This window comes from Neptunomonas concharum, assembly GCF_008630635.1.
GTDB classification, from domain to species: domain Bacteria; phylum Pseudomonadota; class Gammaproteobacteria; order Pseudomonadales; family Balneatricaceae; genus Neptunomonas; species Neptunomonas concharum.
On the sequence record NZ_CP043869.1, the window covers coordinates 1,148,263 to 1,166,212 of the forward strand.

The following is a 17,950-nucleotide window of genomic DNA, read 5'->3' on the forward strand; positions in this document are numbered from 1 at the left end:
GACCGTTAAAACGAGAGTGTGAGAAAAGGCAAAAGGGGGCTAGGCCCCCTTGTATAGTTTTCGGACGTTATTCTGCTTTTGCAGGGAATGGCCCGATATAACCAGTGTAGGCGCGGTTCTCGCCACTGCCGGTATCTTTATCTTTGTCAGATTCCCCGTATGGGTGCTGTACGACGCTGGTTAGGTAGGCCCAACCATTGATGTTTGGATACCAGTAGGGTGAAGTGGTTTCAGAACCGTAAGGTGTTGTCTGAATACGTGTTAGCGACTTATCTTTTAAATCATAAGCCCAGATAACGTCGTTCTGATGTCCAGAGCCGGTATCTTCGCCAATGATTAATTTATCCCAGCCAGACATATAGGCGACGTTATCGGGGTTAGCGATACCATCAATATGACACTTGTTTTGGCTGTTATCAAAATCAGTTGGGTTCATAACGATCGGATTTTCTGTACCATCACCGTAGCCGTCATCAGCCGGAATGCCGGTAACCAGTGCAGAGATATTTTTAGCAACGTAAGAAGAACCCATTGCTGCATCTGCCATCGTATCCAACTGATAAACTGCACCGCAACGATTAAAGCCAGCAAGCTGAATATGATCAGGACCACCTGCGTCATAAGAGCTGCTTTCAGAACCATTTTTCTTAAAGCTTTCCATGCCGCGAGCTACTTCTGACATCGCTAGGTAGATCTTATTACGAGTAGGGTCGAACGTGATCCCTTCTTCTTTACGTAGCTCGGTTGTTGCACCCATCATGGCTGCATAACGACGTGTTTCTAAGCGAGAAGCCACTTTTTCCATGCCGGTTTTGACCTGGAGACATTCCTGACCGTTTCCGCCCGCATTGATGCTGGTGAAACCTTCGGGGCAGTTACCCTCTTCGCTTGCATCGGCTGTTTCGAAAATATCAGCGAATTTAACTTGCATATCCCCTTCAATATGGGGCTTCAATTCAGCGCTGTTAGCGTGACCTAAGCTAATCCACTCTAAATTTGCTGCGCCAACGCCAGATGCGCTAGTCTGGTTCCATTTCATGGCATACAAGTTACCTGCGCTCAGGTCGCCTGCCTTATCTGCAACAAACATATAAAGACCAACGTTGGTTCCATCATCGGTCATATAGACGGTTTTTTGATCTGGCATAACGTAAGAGAGCTCAAACGCTAGGCGACCCATTGCATAATGCTTGGTTGAAGCCGCTGTAGGATCCGCTTCGGCGCTGGCTGCATCAACTTCGACTTCGATGTTCCAACCCAACTGGTAAGGATTCCACTTAGACTGATCACCACCAAAGTAATCTAAGAATGGTGCTGTGTAGCCATCTTCTGCAGCGTCAGCGCCAGTAACCAATTTACGTGCGTTAGGCTCGTACTCTTCTGACGCTAAGTGAGTTGTCCAAGGTGTTACAGATCCAGCACAATGTACCCAGCCGCCATTAACACCCGACTGGTCAATCTGCCATGCGTCCATCACGCTGAGTTTACCGTTCTCTTTATCCTGCTTGAGTTCTAACAAGAACATAGCACCAGGGCGACTTTCAAACTGGGATACAGAGAAGAGGCGGTCGCCTTTAGGAAGCAACGAGGTGAATTCGTTGGAGTTGGAAATCTTTGCAGAGCCGTCATCGCCGTACATTGGATTACCGTTCGTATCTACTAGCTGACCGAACACGGCGTTATCAAACTGATCACCAGAGCGTGCAAAGATCTTGTAACCTAGTTCAAGGTCCAGGGTTTCAGAACCAGTATCTACGCTAGCCGTAGATGCAAGAATAGCGCGTTTTTCAGCATCAGTAACCGGTGCAGGAACCTCGTTGAAACTGATGGTTGATTCTTTAGGAAGTAACTTGTTTTCTGTGGTCTTGTCTTTGCTTGAGTTATTGCAGCCCGCTAAACCCATAGCAATCGCTGAACCTACTGCCAGCGCGATGACTTTCTTTTTCATTATAGAGATTTCCATATTGGTTTGAACCAAAAGAGCCCGTGTGTGAACAGCGGCAAAGTATGGAAACAGAAGATGAAAGAATGGTGACAGATTTGTGATAACTATCTTGCGTGTTAGTGTTCACTCTGCCAATCGGTGGGGTTGTAGCTCTATGTGGGTGATGCGATGGCCAAGCATAATAATCTTGCCGGTGTAGCGATCCTCTCCCGTGGATGAGAATTCAAAAATGTAGCGTCTCCACAAGCGCACTTGCCCTGAATCGTCCCGCTTTAACCAGAGTGCGCGCAGGCTGACACTCTCATCTAAAAGCTGTAAAGATACTTCTTTGCAGGTTTTTCTGGCGGCTTTTAGGGCAATCTCTTTAACTTTCTGTGCCGCCCACCAGTACCAAAGGCAGCCGCAGATAAGCGTAAAGAGCAGGAGATCTGATAATTCAATATACATGGCGATTAGTTTTCATAATGAAAGCTGAGTTTGCGGTAAAGTTGACTGAAAATAAAGGATTATCCTGCGTATAAATAGCGCAGAGATCCATAGATGAAAATACCTGATTAAAATGCTAAGGTATAGCTTCTCAATACCAAAGCTGAAGAGTATTTATGTTGGGCACCTTACAATCGCTTATTCTTGAAAACGGTTATTTAGACTTTCCTGAGCATTTTTATCAGCGAAATACGCCAACGAGCCTTAAAGGTGCGCATCTGATCAGTTTTAATCCTGAGGTGGCAAGGCTATTGGACCTTAATCCCTGTAAGGTTAATCCGGATGAGCTGGCCTATTATTTTGGAGGTGGCGGTTTATTACCAACCAGCCAACCGTTGGCGATGAAGTATGCTGGCCATCAGTTCGGATCTTATAATCCCGACCTTGGGGATGGGCGAGGTTTGCTGTTAGGCGAAGTGGTGAACCAACAAGGAGAGCGTTGGGATCTACATTTGAAAGGGGCCGGGAAGACTGCCTTTTCCCGTTTTGGAGACGGCAAGGCTGTATTGCGCTCCAGTATTCGAGAGTACTTGGTTAGTGAAGCGATGCATGGGCTTAATATTCCAACGACAAGGGCACTCTGCTTAATTGGCAGTCATGAATATACCTTACGTGAGGGGATGGAGCCTTGTGCTATGGTATTGCGTGTTAGCCAGAGTCATATCCGCTTTGGTCACTTTGAGCACTTCTATTACAGCAGAAAGCATGATGATCTAAAGCGCTTGGCAGAATACTGTTTGGAGCGATACTTTCCCGATCTCATTCAAGAGAGTGATCCATATTTAGCGATGTTTCGTGAAATACGCGATCGGTCAATCAATATGGTCGCTAAATGGCAAGCTTACGGCTTTGTTCATGGTGTGATGAACACAGATAATATGTCCATTCTTGGGGAAACCTTTGACTATGGTCCCTACACCTTTATGGATAACTATCGAGCTGATTTTGTCAGTAGCCATACCGATCATCAGGGGCGTTATGCTTTTCAGCGCCAGCCGGATATCGTGCTTTGGAACCTATCCTGTTTAGCGCAAGCATTACTGCCTTTGACCGGCAAAGAAAAGCTGATTGGATTACTGGATGAATATAAGTCACTTTATCTGACAGCGTACTATCAACTTATGCGCAAACGGCTAGGTTTACAGGTAAAAAGAGAGGGGGATGATGCATTAGTTGACCAGCTAATCACGTTGGCCTCTGCTCAGCGAATTGATTTGAATCGTTTTTTGCGGGATCTCTGCAGCTTCGAGCCTTCCCAGCAACCTAGTCTGGATCGATGCTTGTCCCACTTTGGCCAAGCCGCGCCAGCGCAGGACTGGATGTTCACTTATGGTAATCGTTTAGCAAAAGAGGCTGCTAGTCCCCCGATTCGCCAACAGCAGATGCGGGCCGTCAACCCATGTTATCTTTTACGTAATTATATGGCCGAAGAGGCAATTAAAGCCGCGAATCAAGGTGATTACCAAGGGGTAAATGAACTTTTAGCCGTTGTCAGAAAGCCGTTTGAAGAGAAAGCTGAGTTTGCTCATTATGCTGAAGCGCCACCTGAGTGGGCGTCAGGTATTAGCCTCAGCTGCTCATCGTAAATTAGCCTCTGTTAACGGCAAGTAACGCTGGTTGGGTACGTTTTAGGTGGCGCTTTAAAGGTAAAGCTGGATCGGGGTGGGGTGATACGAACCCGTTCTTTGTATAGCGCCTTATCTCGAGCGTCGTAAGCGGTACAATCGAGATACTGAGTGTGCGTCACATCATCAATATAAAAATTGATAAAGTTTAAGTTTCTGCGGGTCACCTTTGGTGCCTTGTAACTGGTTAACGCCTTAGATTGCGCTTGGAAATGAGCTTCCTTTGCTTTCTGATGGCTCTCTTGACGTGCCTGATCGCTAACGGACTTTCGCTCGTTTACCGAGTAGCGCAGGATGCAGCGTTCGCGCTCTGCTTTGTTTGTAATGGCTTTGCAAATGGTTGGCGTGATGCCCTGCGCAATAGCTGGGGTCATGTTGAGCGTCACTACTAGCCCAATCCATAGTGGTAGCTGTTTCATCAGAAATCCTGAATTATCCTAAATGCAGGAAAATAATAGCAAAAGCTTGATGGTGAATCACCTTTGCCGCTTGCTAGGCATGAAGGGCTGAGTTATTACCCAGCCCTATGCTTTGTTTCTACCTAGTTCTGACTCATTGACATCGGTAGGTAGGTCACAATTTCTGGGAAAACGTATATCAATATGACAGCTAGCAGAATCAATAAGAAAAAAGGTAGCGCTGCTCGTGCGACGTATAAAATATTTTTTCCAGTTAGCGCCTGAATAACAAAAAGGTTAAAGCCAACAGGTGGTGTTATCTGGGACATTTCGACCACTAACACAATGTAGATGCCGAACCAGAGCAAATCGATACCTGCTTGCTGTACCATGGGTAGTACGACGGCTACGGTGAGTACTACGACAGATATACCATCCAGAAAGCAGCCAAGCGCGACGAAGAGTATGGTGAGATAGATCAGCAAAATACCCGGTGACAAAGACATCTCTCCAATCCACTCCGCCAGTGCTCGTGGGATGCCAAGAAAGCCCATCGCCAGGGTCAGGAAGTGAGCACCTGCCAGAATCAGGCCGATCATACAGGAGCTCTTGACCGCTCCCATTAAACTGGCGCCAAAGCTTTCTGAATCGAGAGACCCTGTGATACCTGCTAAGAACAGTGCACCAACGACGCCTAAAGCGGCTGCTTCGGTGGGGGTCGTTAAACCACCATAGATAGAGCCTAAAACAAAGCCAATCAAGCACATAATAGGCAGAAGTAATCTCAATGCTTTCAGCTTTGTCGCAAAAGAGACATGTGCTTTGTCGTGTCTTGGCAACTCTTTCTTATTAAGCAGCGCCCATATAGCTGTATATCCCATGAACAGCATCACCAGCAACAAGCCAGGTAATGCACCTGCGATAAATAGCCGGCCTATAGAAACCTCGGCGGCTACTCCGTAGACGATCAGAATGATAGAGGGTGGAATAAGCAGGCCAAGGGTGCCTGATCCTGCCAAGGTACCTACAGCCATTCGGTCACTGTAGCCTTGTGCTTTTAACTCCGGTAGTGTCATTCTGCCTATGGTTGCGGCGGTTGCGGCTGAAGAGCCTGACACCGCTGCAAAGATACCACAGCTGAGTACGTTAACATGGAGCAACTTACCTGGTAGGCCACTTAACCAAGGAGATAATCCTTTAAACAGGTCTTCGGATAGACGTGTGCGAAACAGGATTTCGCCCATCCAAATAAACAGGGGTAAGGCTGTCAAAGACCACGAGGTACTAGCCCCCCACGTGGATGTGGCAAATAACAAGCCGATCTGATCATTCCCAGACAGGTAGAGGCCTAAAACACCTACACCAAACAGTGCTAGGGATACCCAAACGCCGAGTGCCAGCATCATTAGCATGAAAATAGCTAGCGATATTCCAATAATAGCCGTGTCCATTAGACCTCCTCCAAATGTAGTTCGTTTTCGTGGGCTTTATAGGAGGGAGATTGACGTCTAAGCATGGCGATAACGTCATCAAGAATAGCAATATTCAATACAATCACCCCGAGTGCTACGGGTACCTGCGGCATCCAAATAGGGACGGATACATAGCCTGAAGACACTTCTTCAAAAACATAGGACTCCCACACCATGTGCACCGAATAAAAAGACATAAAGCTGACCAGTAACAGTGCAAAGAGGAGCACGCAGAGTTCTTGAAAATAGCGAAAGCGTGGTCTCCAATTCTGGATAACCAGCGTTACTCGGATATGCCCACCTTCACGAAAGGTGTAAGCCAGACCAAAAAAGGTTGCCGCCGCTAGCGCATAACCTGAAAAATCTTCAGCCGAAGGCACGATAAAACCAAATAACCGGCCGACAATTTGAGAGGTGATAATCAGGGTAATCAGCGCGATACATAAGCCTGATAAATATCCGGATGCCAGATAGAGTGTGTTGAGTAGAGAACGCATGGTAATCCCTCTTGTCTGATAGACCCTGCCGCTTCAGCAGGGTCAGTTAACATTAAAGATTACTGGTTAAAGTTAGATAGAATCGTTTCAACTTCGGGTGCTTCTGCCTTCCATTCCTCAATCATGATGGCCCCAATTTTCTTAAGATCAGTCATGAGCTCATCAGAAGGCTGAGATACGATGATTCCATGCTTGGCGAGTGTCTTAGTATCTTCTTCTGCTTTCACGCGAACGCCTGCCCAGCCTTTAGCTTCGGCTTTAGCAGCGGCATCCAGAATCACTTGTTGAGTCTGCTTATCCAAACGCTTGAAGGCACGCTTGTTTACGACCACGATATTTTTAGGAATCCACGCACGGACATCGGTGTAGTTGCTAAGGTAATCCCACGCTTGGCCATTCACCCCGGTGGATGGAGAGGTGATCATTGCATCAATAATACCTGTACTGAAGGCCTGTGGGATTTCAGGTACCTGCACGGTTGTGGGTGTGGTATTCATAAGGTCGGCTAAGCGGGATGTGGAGGGACTATAAGCGCGCATTTTCAGACCTTTTAGATCCGACAATGTATTGACCGGGAGGATGGTATACAAGCTCTGCGCAGGCCAAGGGACAGTGTAAAGCAGCATCATACCTTCTTTATTCAACTGTTTTTCAACTTCTGGTTTAGCGGCCTGCCATAGTTTTTCTGCGCTCTCGAAAGTGGTTGCCAAGAAAGGGATGTTGTCGTGTTTAAAGACGGGATGGGTGTTTCCCATAATGCCGATAAAGACTTCACCTAGTTGTACTTGTCCTGTCCTGACCGCACGAGGAATCTCTGGGTGCTTGATCAATGACGCGCCTGAATGAACCACGATATTCAGTTCTGAGGCAGTATTATTTTTGATCTCTTCCGCGAATTCATGAGCAATTTGAGTTGGCAAATTGGCATCGCCATAAGGGGTTGGCATATGCCATTGTGTTTCTGCTGCCACATGAGAAGCTGAACCCAAGGTGATCAGGGACGCAAGCAGGATAGCTGTTTTTTTGGTTGTGAATCTCATTATTATTCTCCAAATATTGGTTTTACAACAATACCGATGGCATATTGCTAACCTAATCTGGAGCAACCACTGTGCCAGAATAATAAGTTCAATAAAATCAGTTAATTAAATAAAATCTAAGAAAATTTGTTTGATTTTTGAGTTAATTTTAACTCGCCTTTTTTGAATAGTTGAGTCAATTTTGACTCAATTGTTATTGATAATCACTGCGCTCAAGCCCATGTTTTTTCATTCTTAGATAGAGCTTTTTACGGGGGATGCCCAAAGCTTGTGCTGTCAGCTCAGCTTGCCCCTTATTTTCTGTCAGAGCGGCGATAATTAAATCCCGCTCGTATTGATCGACTCTTTCATCAAGGCTGCCTTCATGGGATATTTGAGGCGTCTCTATTGGATGATTTAAAGGCAGGCCCAAGGCCCAGCGTTCTGCAGCGTTTCTCAGTTCACGGACATTACCAGGCCAAGATTGTTGGCTAAGCTGTCGAAGTAATTGTTCCGGCACGGGCTTGTTCTCACGGCCAAAGCGTTGATTGGCTTGGTCGGTAAAGTGGCTAAACAAGACAGGAATATCCTCTTTTCGATCATCAAGGCTGGGGATATCAAGACTTGCAACATTTAAGCGGTAAAAAAGGTCTTCACGAAAGAGTCCCTGATCGGCCGCTTCGCGAAGGTTCGCTTTGGAAGCCGCTATGACACGAATATCGACATTGATATCTAGGTTCCCACCTAAGCGCTGTAATGTGCGTTCCTGTAATACACGTAGCAATCGAACTTGAAGAGAAGCGGGCATGCTTTCTATTTCATCGAGGAATAAGGTTCCGCCGTTTGCATATTCAATTTTTCCGATACGCTTTTTATGGGCACCAGTAAAAGCCCCCGCTTCGTGCCCAAAAAGCTCGCTTTCAATAATGGATTCTGTCACTGCACCGCAATTCAGCGCGACAAAAGGCCTTTTAGCCCGGGGGCTAAAATCATGGAGGCACTTGGCAACAACCTCTTTACCGGTGCCTGTTGCACCATTAATAATGAGGTCCACATCGACATGGGCCAGTTGTAGAACAGACTCTCGTAGGCGAATCATGGCGGCCGTCTGGCCAACTAAACGCTGATCTATCTCATGTTGCCCTTGAATCGCCTGTTTTAGCTGGCGATTCTCCAGAACAAGCTGGCGTTTGCTCCAGGCTCTTTGAACGGTGTTGATATGGTGTTGTGGATCCTCCGTCTTTTCGAGAAAGTCGTAAGCCCCCATGCGTATAGCTTGAATCGCGATAGCGATATCGGAGTGGCCGCTAAACATGATGACGGGGATTTCAGGGTCAATCTCAAGTATTTTTTCCAGAACCTCTAATCCTGCCATTAACTCCATTCTGACATCACAGATGACAACGCCCATCCAGCTCATAGAGCATCTGGTGATTGCTTCAAGAGGGTGTTCGAAGGCCATGGCTTCAAAACCGTCGAGTTCGAGTGTTTGAACCATGGCTTCACGGACGATCTCCTCATCATCTATGATAATAACCTCGCCAGTGTTCATCACTGCACTCATGATTTACTTCTCCGATATTTAGGTAGTTGGATACAAAACGAAGCGCCTTTGCTGGGTTCGTCTACGACGCTGAGTTTGCCCCCGAAGTTGTTGATGATATTAAACGAGATCGATAAGCCAAGCCCCAAGCTTTGCCCTCGTCGCTTTGTGGTAAAGAACGGTTCAAAAATATTCTCACGTAGCTCGGGGCTAACGCCGGGGCCATTATCCGTTACAAACAGGGCTATGCGGTTATCGTGCAGGTGCCGACACTCAATACAGATCTGTTTACTCTCTTGCTCAGCAATGGCATCTAATGCGTTGGTGATTAAATTGAGCACAACCTGTTCCAATTGTACCGGATCAGCATAAACACGGTTTGTTATCTCATGGAACAAGACCTGTATGTCCGTTAGTTTTCTAACCTCATCACCCACCAGCATCAGTAATACATTATCTATCACCTGTTGGAGATCAACCGGAACCCAGTTTGTTTGTTGTTTTCTAGCCAACGACTTTAAACGAGTAATAATCATGGTCGCTCGTTTTGTGAGGTTAGATATTTGGTTGAGGTTTTTTTCGGTGTCCTCTAAGCGACCTGCATGTAACAGACGTAAGCCGTTATGGGAGTAGTGGCCAATAGCCGAAAGTGGTTGGTTTATTTCATGAGCGATGCCCGCAGAAAGCTGGCCTAGGGCGGCCAGTTTTCCCGCTTGAACCAGCTCTTCCTGAAGAGTAGAGAGTTGATCTCTAAAACGAACCAGAGAGCGTGCCATTGCTCCGATTTCATCACCCCCTTTAACTTGCACTCTTTCTTCCAGATTGCCATTGGCGATAGCGCGCATACTTGCATCAAGACTGGTAATTCTCGCTACCATATTGCGGCCTACGTATAGCCAAACCACTAAAATTGAGAACAGTAAGCTCGCACTGACCATCAGTAACATCCAAATACGTCCTTTTCTGATGGTATCTTGTGCGTTAAGCACAGACATTTGCGCCGCAGTTTGAGTGTCATTAGACCGCTTGGTAATCAATTGATTGAGTTTGCCGAGTTTCTCGTGAACTTGTACCAACAGTTGCTGGCCCGTTTGTAAAATTAATCGCTCTTGGCTGCGAAGAGAAAAGATATTGCCTTTGTCGTGTGTCAGAGAGACGATGTTGGCGATAGCCTGTTTTAGCCGCCTAGTGTCATATAAAGGATTCACGCGGTGCACATCCTGATTGACCCTTTGTATAATCTCCTCTGCATGGAGTTGGGTGGCAATAAGAGAGTTTAAATCGGGTAGGTGCCCGGCACGATCTACTAAATTAGCCAGTAAATTAACATCAGCCTCGATACGATAGAGGCGCTGTAGGTCCGCATTGATCTCAGTGGCGGACTCTCTGCCAAAATAATTAAGTACCGCCCAAGCATCGGAGTAATCCTGATTTATACGACGAAATAGATTGAGCTGGGCGCGTTCAGTAACGTTTTTTATCTCAGACAAGAAGCGGGAGCCTGCCCATCTGAGTCGTTTGTTCTCTTGTGTTTTTTCTTGGAATAAGTCAAGTTTCTGGCGTACGTTACTATCCAGTTGACTCAGGGTTTGCTGGAGATTATCGATCTGAACAAGAATTGATGTTTGGCTTTCATTATTGGGAGTCACTGACGCAAGACGGGGTATAAGTTCGATCATGTGTTCAATATTGGTATTCAACTTTTGCAAAAGTTGTTGGCGACTTTGCTCATCCTCAGTAGCCAGCAAAGTAGGTGCCATGAGAGTGATTTTTGTGCCACCTTCCTTTAAATCTGAAATCAAGCTTAAGGTTTGAATATTACCTTCTACTACGTTATTGAGTTCATCGCCTAAGCGATTGTAGGATATCCAGCTAACTATCGTTGCTACGAGAGTCAGTGCACTCAGTACGCCAAACGCAAAGAAAAAACGCCCGCGAATCCCTAGGTTATAAATATTGTTCATGGTTGAAGGCTCTGAAACTCTGTAGATGGATAATAGCTATTTCGGTCTGTAATGAAAATTTCCCATACTCAAGTGTATGCGCTTAACTTGAATTCTGAGTAGGATACGCTCAGAGTAGCATTTAATACCTTAGGGTGGTCACATTGCTACCAATAACACAACAATAGGGTACAGCCGCTTTATGAGAATGCTGTCGAAAAAAAATCTGGGAGCTGCTGCTCTGGTACTTCTGGTTGCTTTTATGAGCCGTGGTATTGCAGCTAATGACACCATCATCATTAAAGCTGTAGGAACGTGGGGGTACTTTAGCAACTACCCTAAACATGAAAGTCCGTTTTGGAATCAACATATAGCAGAGGTGTCCAAAGGCGAGATTGTTGGAGAGATCAAGCCGCAAGATGAATTGGGGTTGCGAGGGTTTGAGATTATCCGTTTGATTAAAAATGGCGTGTTTGATTTTGCATTTGGTTTACCAGGTTATGTTATGCCTGAAAATGAGATTTTTGAAGGAGCCGACCTATCTGCTCTTGTGCAAAATATCACGGTGCAGCGTAAAGTGGCAGACGCCTATTTTCCAACATTGGCCCGTGCTTTTTCAGAAAAATACAATGCAAAGTTGATGATGTTATATCCCTTTCCAAGCCAAATGATCTGGTGTAAAACGCCTGTTAATAGCATTGGAGATCTCAAAGATCGACGAATTCGGGTGTTTTTAACCACGCTAGGTGATTTTGTTGAGGGGGTTGGTGCGACACCCGTCAGCGTCCCTTTTTTGGATGTGCCTAAAGCGCTTGAAGAAAATCTCATCGATTGTGTGATTACTGGCACGATGTCAGCGTATGCGAGCCAGCTGTATAAAGCGACTCCTTATGGATTCAAGCTACGCGTAGGTTGGGGGTTGGCCTTTGGAGCGATGAATAGGGATAAATGGAATTTACTTAACCCAGCTCAAAAGACATTGCTGCAAAATGAAATAGCTAAGCTAACTGAGAAAATGTGGCGTGAAACGGCAACCGAAGATGCGGTAGCGTTAGATTGCTTGGCATCGGGCCCCTGTAGTCTAGGTGAAAATGGACATATGATATTAGCTCAGCCTTCTGATCAGGATTTGGAGGTTCGCAATAAAATCGCGCAAGAGGTTATTCTGCCGCGATGGACTCAACGTTGCGGTCCAGAGTGTGCGGCCAATTGGAATCGAACCGTAGGGAAAGTGCTTAACTTAAGGGCCGATGTCACATTGCAGTAAGGTTTGCTGCTGTCTTATTTCACGGACGGTGCAATGTGTTCTACACTCAATTTAAAAACGGAGTGGAGTAAGTGCATGGACCGTCTTTCATTTCTTGATCCAAAAATATTTCAAAATATCTGCGAACAAATAGCAGCGGCGATTGGTTACAACATCAACGTAATGAATGCTTCCGGGATTATCATAGCCTCTTCTAATAAATTACGAATTGGTGAACAGCACTATGGTGCGTTAAAAGTCATGAGGGGGGAAGTTGATTTTTTCGCAGTCGATGGAGCCACTGCTAAGGCACATGATGTTTATGAAGGATACAACCTACCTCTTGAATACCAAGGTGACCGCATAGCTAATATTGGTGTAACGGCCCCCCTAGAAGAAGCACGTCGGTATGCAGAGGTGGTGAGGATCTGCGTTAACGCTATTCTGCGTGATATAGGGCGGGAGATAGAGCATAAAGCTGTCTTAGAGTCTGAAGTGAGAAAAAGGACGGCTGAACTAGAGAAAGAGATTCAGCGACACAAGCAAACTGAGGCTGAGTTAATTTTAAGCAGAGAACGTTTAAATGACACCTTGATGTCTAGTTCAGATTGGTTGTGGGAGACGGATGCTGACAATCGATATGTATACCTATCTGAAATATTCTACGACGTTGTGGGACTTACGCCTGAAGAGGTGTTAGGGCGTACGCGTGATGAAGTCCTTGGTAAACTATTATTGAGTACGAATCGAAACCAGTGGGAAGAAATTAGCCAGCTGCAAAAAGAGCGTCGGGGCTTTAGGAATTTATGTTACGAGATTAAAACACCCGCAGATGAGACACTTATTATCGAGGTGAGTGCAAAGCCTTTCTTTGACTCGGAGGGAAATTTACGAGGCTATCGTGGTACAGGTGCTGATGTCACACGGGAAAAAATTATGGAAGAGGCGCTTAAACAATCAGAAAAAATGGCGGGTTTAGGTGAGATGGTTGCTGGCGTTGCTCATGAAGTTAACACCCCACTGGGCGTCTGTGTGACGGTCGCCTCCCATTTAGAGGAGGAACTTAAATCCCTGCAAGAACGCTATCAAAGCGGCGCAATGGGTCGTACGCACCTTGAAAATTATCTGCAAGAGGCTTTCCAATCCTACGATATTATCAAGAACAACCTGAATCGGGCAGCGGGACTTATTCGAAGCTTTAAGCAGATTGCGGTTGATCAAAGCAGTGAGCACCCGCGGCTTTTTGATTTTGGGCTCTATATAGGCGAAGTGTTGACGAGTTTAGGGCCGAAGTTGAGTAGAACGAACTTTAATACGGTGGTTAACTGCCCCGATAATCTAAAAATCAAAGCTCGCCCAGATCTTTTTGCCCATATTATTACTAACTTTGTTGTGAATAGCTTAACTCACGGTTTTGAAAACCAATCTCATGGTGCTATCACCCTTTGTGTTTTACCCAAAGGCACTGAGAGTTTGGTACTGGTGTATAAAGATAACGGTAAAGGGATGGATGCCGAGTCTCGAAAACGTATCTATGAACCCTTCTACACAACTAAGCGTGGTGTGGGTAGTGGGCTGGGCATGCACATCATTTTTAACATAGTCACTGAGCAGTTAGGTGGAACAATCGAGTGCAGCTCCTCTCTAGGCCAAGGTGTGCGTTTTGAAATAGAAATTCCCCAGCGACAAGGTACTTTGGAAGTCATCTAACGGTAGCCATTAATCCGCTTAACCGGTAGCATTAGCGTTTGTTTTTAGAATAATGGCGTCTTCCAATTATGAGTTATCAAGTGTTAGCCCGGAAGTGGCGACCTAAGCGATTTACCGAAATGGTAGGGCAGGAACATGTCCTTAAAGCGTTGGTCAATGCACTTGATGATGATCGCCTTCACCATGCCTATCTTTTCACAGGTACACGTGGAGTAGGGAAAACCTCCATTGCCCGTTTATTCGCGAAATCGTTGAACTGTGAAACGGGTGTGTCATCTGAGCCTTGTGGCCAATGTGGTGCCTGTATCGAAATTGCTGAAGGGCGCTTTGTCGATCTTATAGAAGTGGATGCGGCCTCAAGAACAAAAGTAGAAGATACTCGCGAATTACTCGAAAACGTCCAATATGCACCTACGCACGGTCGGTTTAAAGTTTATCTGATCGACGAAGTGCATATGCTATCGACCAGCTCCTTTAATGCGTTACTTAAAACGCTGGAAGAGCCGCCACCCCATGTAAAGTTTTTGCTGGCAACGACCGATCCACAAAAATTGCCCGTCACGGTGTTATCCCGTTGTTTACAGTTTAATTTAAAAAATCTGATCCCTGAGAAGATCGTCAACCACTTGGCCTATGTGCTTAACGAAGAGCAAATTCGCTACGAAGAACCTGCATTGTGGCTATTAGCACGCTCCGCTGATGGTTCGATGCGTGACGCTCTGAGTTTGACCGATCAATCAATTGCTTTTGGCGCGGGCGCAGTGATTGAAAATGATGTTCGTGCCATGCTCGGGACCATTGATCAGCGTTTGGTATATCGCATTCTGGATGCATTAGTAGCGTTAGATCCATCTGAGCTGCTTGCATCCGTGTCGGACCTTGCGCAGTTTTCCCCCGACTATATGACGGTACTTGGAGACCTTATTAGCTTATTGCATCGTATTGCAGTAGCCCAAGTGCTCCCGGAAGCGGTCGATAATAGTATGGGGGATCAAACTCAAGTATCTACACTTGCGCATAAGATCCGTCCAGAAGATATACAACTGTTTTATCAAATCGCACTGATGGGGCGTAAAGACCTGCCGTTCGCACCTGATGCTCGGGAAGGTCTTGAGATGATTCTATTGCGAATGCTGGCTTTTCGACCAGCGGATGCAAAAGCCTCATCTATCGAATTAGCCGACGCTTCTGTTACTGCTCCGAGCACGAGTAAACAGGATGTTGTGACACAGGCGAGTAACAAACCGAGTGTGGTTGAGCCTGTGAAAACAGCACCTGAGCTGCCGGTAGTTACCCCTGAAACAGTTGTAGTAGCATCTGATCTTGAGCCTCCTCCCTATGATGAGTATGACCTTCCTCCTCAGATAGAAGAGGAACCTAATGGAAAAAAGCCTATAGCTGAGCCTTTGCCTGCTCAGCAGGCTGAGGTGAATACCGTCCATGAGAGAGCATTACCCGCCGCCGATCACCCTGTTACAGTTCAAGTGGTTGATACGGGTGGGGTAGATCATGAATTGACTGTCGATTTGCCAACATCACTATCCGCACTACAGCCTTCTCATTGGGTATCTTTACTGGGTGCCTTAGGGCTCAGTGGTATGACGGCTAGTATTGCCAGCAACCTTTCGTTGGAATCAGTGTCTGAATCTCAGTTATTGTTCCATTTTCGTGCAGAGCAAGAAGCGCTTCTGAACGACGTACAGCAGCAGCGAATTGAAGAAGCATTAGCTGGTTATTTTCAGCAAACGCTATCTGTTGCTTTTAATAAAGCTGTGCAAACTCAGGAGACGCCCGCCGACTATTTCGCGCGACTGAAAGCAGAACGATTAGCAAGGGCGATTAATGATTTTGAAACTGACCCGCATGTACAACAGCTATTAAGTCAGTTTAGTGGAAAGATTATTCCCGATTCTATTTATCCTATTGACCCATAAATTTTGAGGTAGAAAAAATGATGAAAGGCGGAATGGGCAACTTGATGAAACAAGCCCAAAAAATGCAAGAAGACTTACAAAAAGCACAAGCTGAAATTGCCAATGCAGAAGTTAACGGTGAGTCAGGCGCAGGGTTAGTCAAAATTGTAATGACGGGGCGCCATGATGTTAAAAGCGTCTCTATTGACGATAGTTTGTTAGAAGAAGATAAGGATATCTTAGAAGATTTGATCGCTGCGGCTGTGAATGATGCAGTACGCAAAGTGGAAGCGTCGACGCAGGAGCGCATGGCAAAAGTCACTGGTGGTATGGGTATGCCTCCAGGGTTTAATATGCCGTTCTGATCATGTCTTTCAGCCCATTAATACAGCAACTGGTCACAGCATTGCGTTGTTTACCTGGTGTCGGTCCAAAATCAGCTCAGAGAATGGCATTTCATCTTCTTGAGCGAGATAGAGAGGGCGCCTTTACTTTAGCTGATGCTTTGAAGGTAGCTGCACAAGAGGTTGAACAGTGCCGCATGTGTTGTACGCTGAGCGAGTCAGAAATATGTGATATTTGTGCATCGCCTAGTCGGGAAAGCTCTTTGCTCTGTATTGTTGAATCGCCAATGGATGTACTTGCGATCGAGCAAACCAGTGGCTTTGCTGGAGTCTACTATGTGCTCGGCGGGCATCTTTCCCCGATTGATGGCGTCGGCCCAGAAGACTTGGGAATCGACTTTTTGATTGATAGAGTCACATCAGAACAGGTGAAAGAAGTTATATTGGCTACGAATCCAACGGTAGAGGGTGAGGCGACAGCGCACTATATTGCAGAGCGCTTAAAGGGCTGTGAAACTCGAATTACCCGCATCGCGCATGGTGTACCCGTCGGAGGTGAGCTTGAGTATGTCGATGGTGGAACGCTTGCCCATGCACTAGCAGGGCGACGACAATGGTGAGGTTTTGATTGAATAAGCAAGCCTATGAGGTATCGGTTTTAGAGGTATCGGCTCAGCGGCCTGAGCATATCGTCACCGATGAAGCTTTGCATGAGCGCTGTCAGTATTGGCAGCGTTTACCAATGATTGCCATCGATACCGAGTTTCAGCGAGTTGATACCTTTTATCCCATTCCAGGCTTGATACAAATTGCTGACGATCAGTGTTGTTATCTCGTAGATCCGCTGAGTATCAAGGACTTCTCGCCGTTAGTCGCGTTATTTGAAAACCGTGATGTACTCAAGGTTATTCACGCGGGCAGTGAAGATCTAGAGCTCTTTAACCACACACTGGGTGCGCTACCCACGCCAATATTTGATACGCAGCTGGCAGCAGCATTTGTTGGTTGGGGCTTTACCATGGGGCTTCAACGTATGGTTGAACACGCCCTTGGCATTCAACTGGGTAAGGGGGAAACCACATCAGATTGGCTAAAACGTCCACTACGTCCTGAGCAGGAGGTATATGCGGCACTGGATGTCGCTTATCTGCCTGCCATCTGTCTACAGTTAAAAGATCAGCTAACCAAGCTGGGTCGCCTCTCATGGTTTGAAGAAGAGTCTCTCGTTGCGTTATCGCAAGCTATTGATACAGACCCTGAAGGTAAAGAATATTATCGTCGTTTTAGTCAGATGTCGGGATTGCAAGATCACAAGTTGGCCGCCTTACGGGATATAACGATGTGGCGGGAACAGCAAAGCCGCTTAAGGGATGTTCCGCGTAACCGCATTTTAAGAAACCAAGCCATTATCGCCATTGTTCAGCGCTGGCCAAAAACAAAGCATGAGCTATCAAGGCTCGAAGATATTAAGTACCGCGTCGTCAAGGAAGATGGTGATGTGATCTTGGGGTTGCTTGCAACCTCGCAGACTAGCGCAAAGGAGAATCCTGTCAGCGCTATTAACCGTCCATTGCATGTTTCGTGGAATAAGCGCCTAAAACGGCTGAAAACGATTGCTCGGGACACTGCTCATCGACTTGACGTTGCCCAAGAGGTGCTTCTTAAGAAAAAGGATCTGGATGCGCTTGTGCGTTCAGGTATGGATACTGGGCAGTATCAATTACCAAGCGGTCTCCAAGGCTGGCGCAAAGCGGTAATTGGCGATGCTTTACTCGATCAACTGAATAAATTTACGAACAACGGCTAATT

The 17,950-nt window shown here is 46.2% G+C and carries 15 protein-coding genes; 7 read left to right on the forward strand and 8 right to left on the reverse strand.

Features of this window, described 5'->3' with window-relative positions; all coding sequences use genetic code 11:
- Window positions 1-67 precede the first annotated feature (67 nt).
- Window positions 68-1,948, reverse strand: a complete 1,881-nt coding sequence (locus F0U83_RS05370) for a PhoX family protein (protein WP_138988557.1) — start codon at window positions 1,946-1,948, stop codon at window positions 68-70.
- Between the two features lie 120 nt (window positions 1,949-2,068).
- Complete coding sequence (locus F0U83_RS05375; protein ID WP_138988558.1) at window positions 2,069-2,392, reverse strand: DUF3301 domain-containing protein; 324 nt, start codon at window positions 2,390-2,392, stop codon at window positions 2,069-2,071.
- Between the two features lie 155 nt (window positions 2,393-2,547).
- Between F0U83_RS05375 and F0U83_RS05380 the strand changes: the two genes are divergently transcribed.
- Window positions 2,548-4,017 carry a protein adenylyltransferase SelO gene (locus F0U83_RS05380; protein ID WP_138988559.1) on the forward strand — a complete coding sequence of 490 codons (1,470 nt, stop codon included), beginning with the start codon at window positions 2,548-2,550 and terminating at the stop codon, window positions 4,015-4,017.
- A gap of 11 nt (window positions 4,018-4,028) precedes the next feature.
- Here the strand turns inward: F0U83_RS05380 and F0U83_RS05385 are convergent, their stop codons facing one another.
- The 6 genes from F0U83_RS05385 to F0U83_RS05410 form a co-directional block, all read right to left on the reverse strand.
- Window positions 4,029-4,475 carry a hypothetical protein gene (locus F0U83_RS05385; RefSeq protein WP_138988560.1) on the reverse strand — a complete coding sequence of 149 codons (447 nt, stop codon included), beginning with the start codon at window positions 4,473-4,475 and terminating at the stop codon, window positions 4,029-4,031.
- Window positions 4,476-4,597: 122 nt separating this feature from the next.
- The gene (locus tag F0U83_RS05390) at window positions 4,598-5,905 is read right to left on the reverse strand and encodes a TRAP transporter large permease (RefSeq protein ID WP_138988561.1); all 1,308 of its coding nucleotides are present in this window, start codon (window positions 5,903-5,905) and stop codon (window positions 4,598-4,600) included.
- Window positions 5,905-6,423 carry a TRAP transporter small permease gene (locus F0U83_RS05395; protein ID WP_138988562.1) on the reverse strand — a complete coding sequence of 173 codons (519 nt, stop codon included), beginning with the start codon at window positions 6,421-6,423 and terminating at the stop codon, window positions 5,905-5,907. Before F0U83_RS05395 ends, F0U83_RS05390 begins: the two co-directional genes overlap by 1 nt.
- Window positions 6,424-6,482: 59 nt before the next feature.
- A complete protein-coding gene (locus F0U83_RS05400) occupies window positions 6,483-7,463 on the reverse strand; it encodes a TRAP transporter substrate-binding protein (RefSeq protein WP_138988563.1) in 981 nt (326 codons plus the stop codon).
- A gap of 193 nt (window positions 7,464-7,656) precedes the next feature.
- Window positions 7,657-9,006, reverse strand: a complete 1,350-nt coding sequence (locus F0U83_RS05405) for a sigma-54-dependent transcriptional regulator (protein ID WP_138988564.1) — start codon at window positions 9,004-9,006, stop codon at window positions 7,657-7,659.
- On the reverse strand, window positions 9,003-10,949 hold the full coding sequence (locus F0U83_RS05410; protein ID WP_138988565.1) for an ATP-binding protein: 1,947 nt from the start codon (window positions 10,947-10,949) through the stop codon (window positions 9,003-9,005). The genes F0U83_RS05405 and F0U83_RS05410 overlap by 4 nt, the downstream gene beginning before the upstream one ends.
- A 181-nt stretch (window positions 10,950-11,130) precedes the next feature.
- Between F0U83_RS05410 and F0U83_RS05415 the strand changes: the two genes are divergently transcribed.
- The 6 genes from F0U83_RS05415 to rnd all read left to right on the forward strand — a co-directional run bounded on the left by F0U83_RS05415 (window position 11,131) and on the right by rnd (window position 17,948).
- On the forward strand, window positions 11,131-12,195 hold the full coding sequence (locus F0U83_RS05415) for a TRAP transporter substrate-binding protein (RefSeq protein WP_138988566.1): 1,065 nt from the start codon (window positions 11,131-11,133) through the stop codon (window positions 12,193-12,195).
- A gap of 75 nt (window positions 12,196-12,270) precedes the next feature.
- Window positions 12,271-13,884, forward strand: a complete 1,614-nt coding sequence (locus tag F0U83_RS05420) for a sugar diacid recognition domain-containing protein (RefSeq protein ID WP_170221903.1) — start codon at window positions 12,271-12,273, stop codon at window positions 13,882-13,884.
- 68 nt (window positions 13,885-13,952) lie between these two features.
- A complete protein-coding gene (gene dnaX / locus F0U83_RS05425; RefSeq protein ID WP_138988568.1) occupies window positions 13,953-15,818 on the forward strand; it encodes a DNA polymerase III subunit gamma/tau in 1,866 nt (621 codons plus the stop codon).
- Between the two features lie 17 nt (window positions 15,819-15,835).
- Complete coding sequence (locus tag F0U83_RS05430) at window positions 15,836-16,162, forward strand: YbaB/EbfC family nucleoid-associated protein (RefSeq protein WP_138988569.1); 327 nt, start codon at window positions 15,836-15,838, stop codon at window positions 16,160-16,162.
- Between the two features lie 2 nt (window positions 16,163-16,164).
- Window positions 16,165-16,761, forward strand: coding sequence for a recombination mediator RecR (gene recR, locus F0U83_RS05435; protein WP_138988570.1), 597 nt, complete (start codon window positions 16,165-16,167; stop codon window positions 16,759-16,761).
- An 8-nt stretch (window positions 16,762-16,769) separates the two neighbouring features.
- Window positions 16,770-17,948, forward strand: coding sequence for a ribonuclease D (gene rnd / locus F0U83_RS05440; protein ID WP_138988571.1), 1,179 nt, complete (start codon window positions 16,770-16,772; stop codon window positions 17,946-17,948).
- The last annotated feature ends 2 nt before the right edge of the window (window positions 17,949-17,950 follow it).

Bases quoted from the DNA above. Each gene is read 5' to 3' on its own strand.
- F0U83_RS05370 (WP_138988557.1), bottom strand. From the start codon at position 1,948: ATGAAAAAGAAAGTCATCGCGCTGGCAGTAGGTTCAGCGATTGCTATG.
- F0U83_RS05375 (WP_138988558.1), bottom strand. From the start codon at position 2,392: ATGTATATTGAATTATCAGATCTCCTGCTCTTTACGCTTATCTGCGGC.
- F0U83_RS05380 (WP_138988559.1), top strand. From the start codon at position 2,548: ATGTTGGGCACCTTACAATCGCTTATTCTTGAAAACGGTTATTTAGAC.
- F0U83_RS05385 (WP_138988560.1), bottom strand. From the start codon at position 4,475: ATGAAACAGCTACCACTATGGATTGGGCTAGTAGTGACGCTCAACATG.
- F0U83_RS05390 (WP_138988561.1), bottom strand. From the start codon at position 5,905: ATGGACACGGCTATTATTGGAATATCGCTAGCTATTTTCATGCTAATG.
- F0U83_RS05395 (WP_138988562.1), bottom strand. From the start codon at position 6,423: ATGCGTTCTCTACTCAACACACTCTATCTGGCATCCGGATATTTATCA.
- F0U83_RS05400 (WP_138988563.1), bottom strand. From the start codon at position 7,463: ATGAGATTCACAACCAAAAAAACAGCTATCCTGCTTGCGTCCCTGATC.
- F0U83_RS05405 (WP_138988564.1), bottom strand. From the start codon at position 9,006: ATGAGTGCAGTGATGAACACTGGCGAGGTTATTATCATAGATGATGAG.
- F0U83_RS05410 (WP_138988565.1), bottom strand. From the start codon at position 10,949: ATGAACAATATTTATAACCTAGGGATTCGCGGGCGTTTTTTCTTTGCG.
- F0U83_RS05415 (WP_138988566.1), top strand. From the start codon at position 11,131: ATGAGAATGCTGTCGAAAAAAAATCTGGGAGCTGCTGCTCTGGTACTT.
- F0U83_RS05420 (WP_170221903.1), top strand. From the start codon at position 12,271: ATGGACCGTCTTTCATTTCTTGATCCAAAAATATTTCAAAATATCTGC.
- dnaX (WP_138988568.1), top strand. From the start codon at position 13,953: ATGAGTTATCAAGTGTTAGCCCGGAAGTGGCGACCTAAGCGATTTACC.
- F0U83_RS05430 (WP_138988569.1), top strand. From the start codon at position 15,836: ATGATGAAAGGCGGAATGGGCAACTTGATGAAACAAGCCCAAAAAATG.
- recR (WP_138988570.1), top strand. From the start codon at position 16,165: ATGTCTTTCAGCCCATTAATACAGCAACTGGTCACAGCATTGCGTTGT.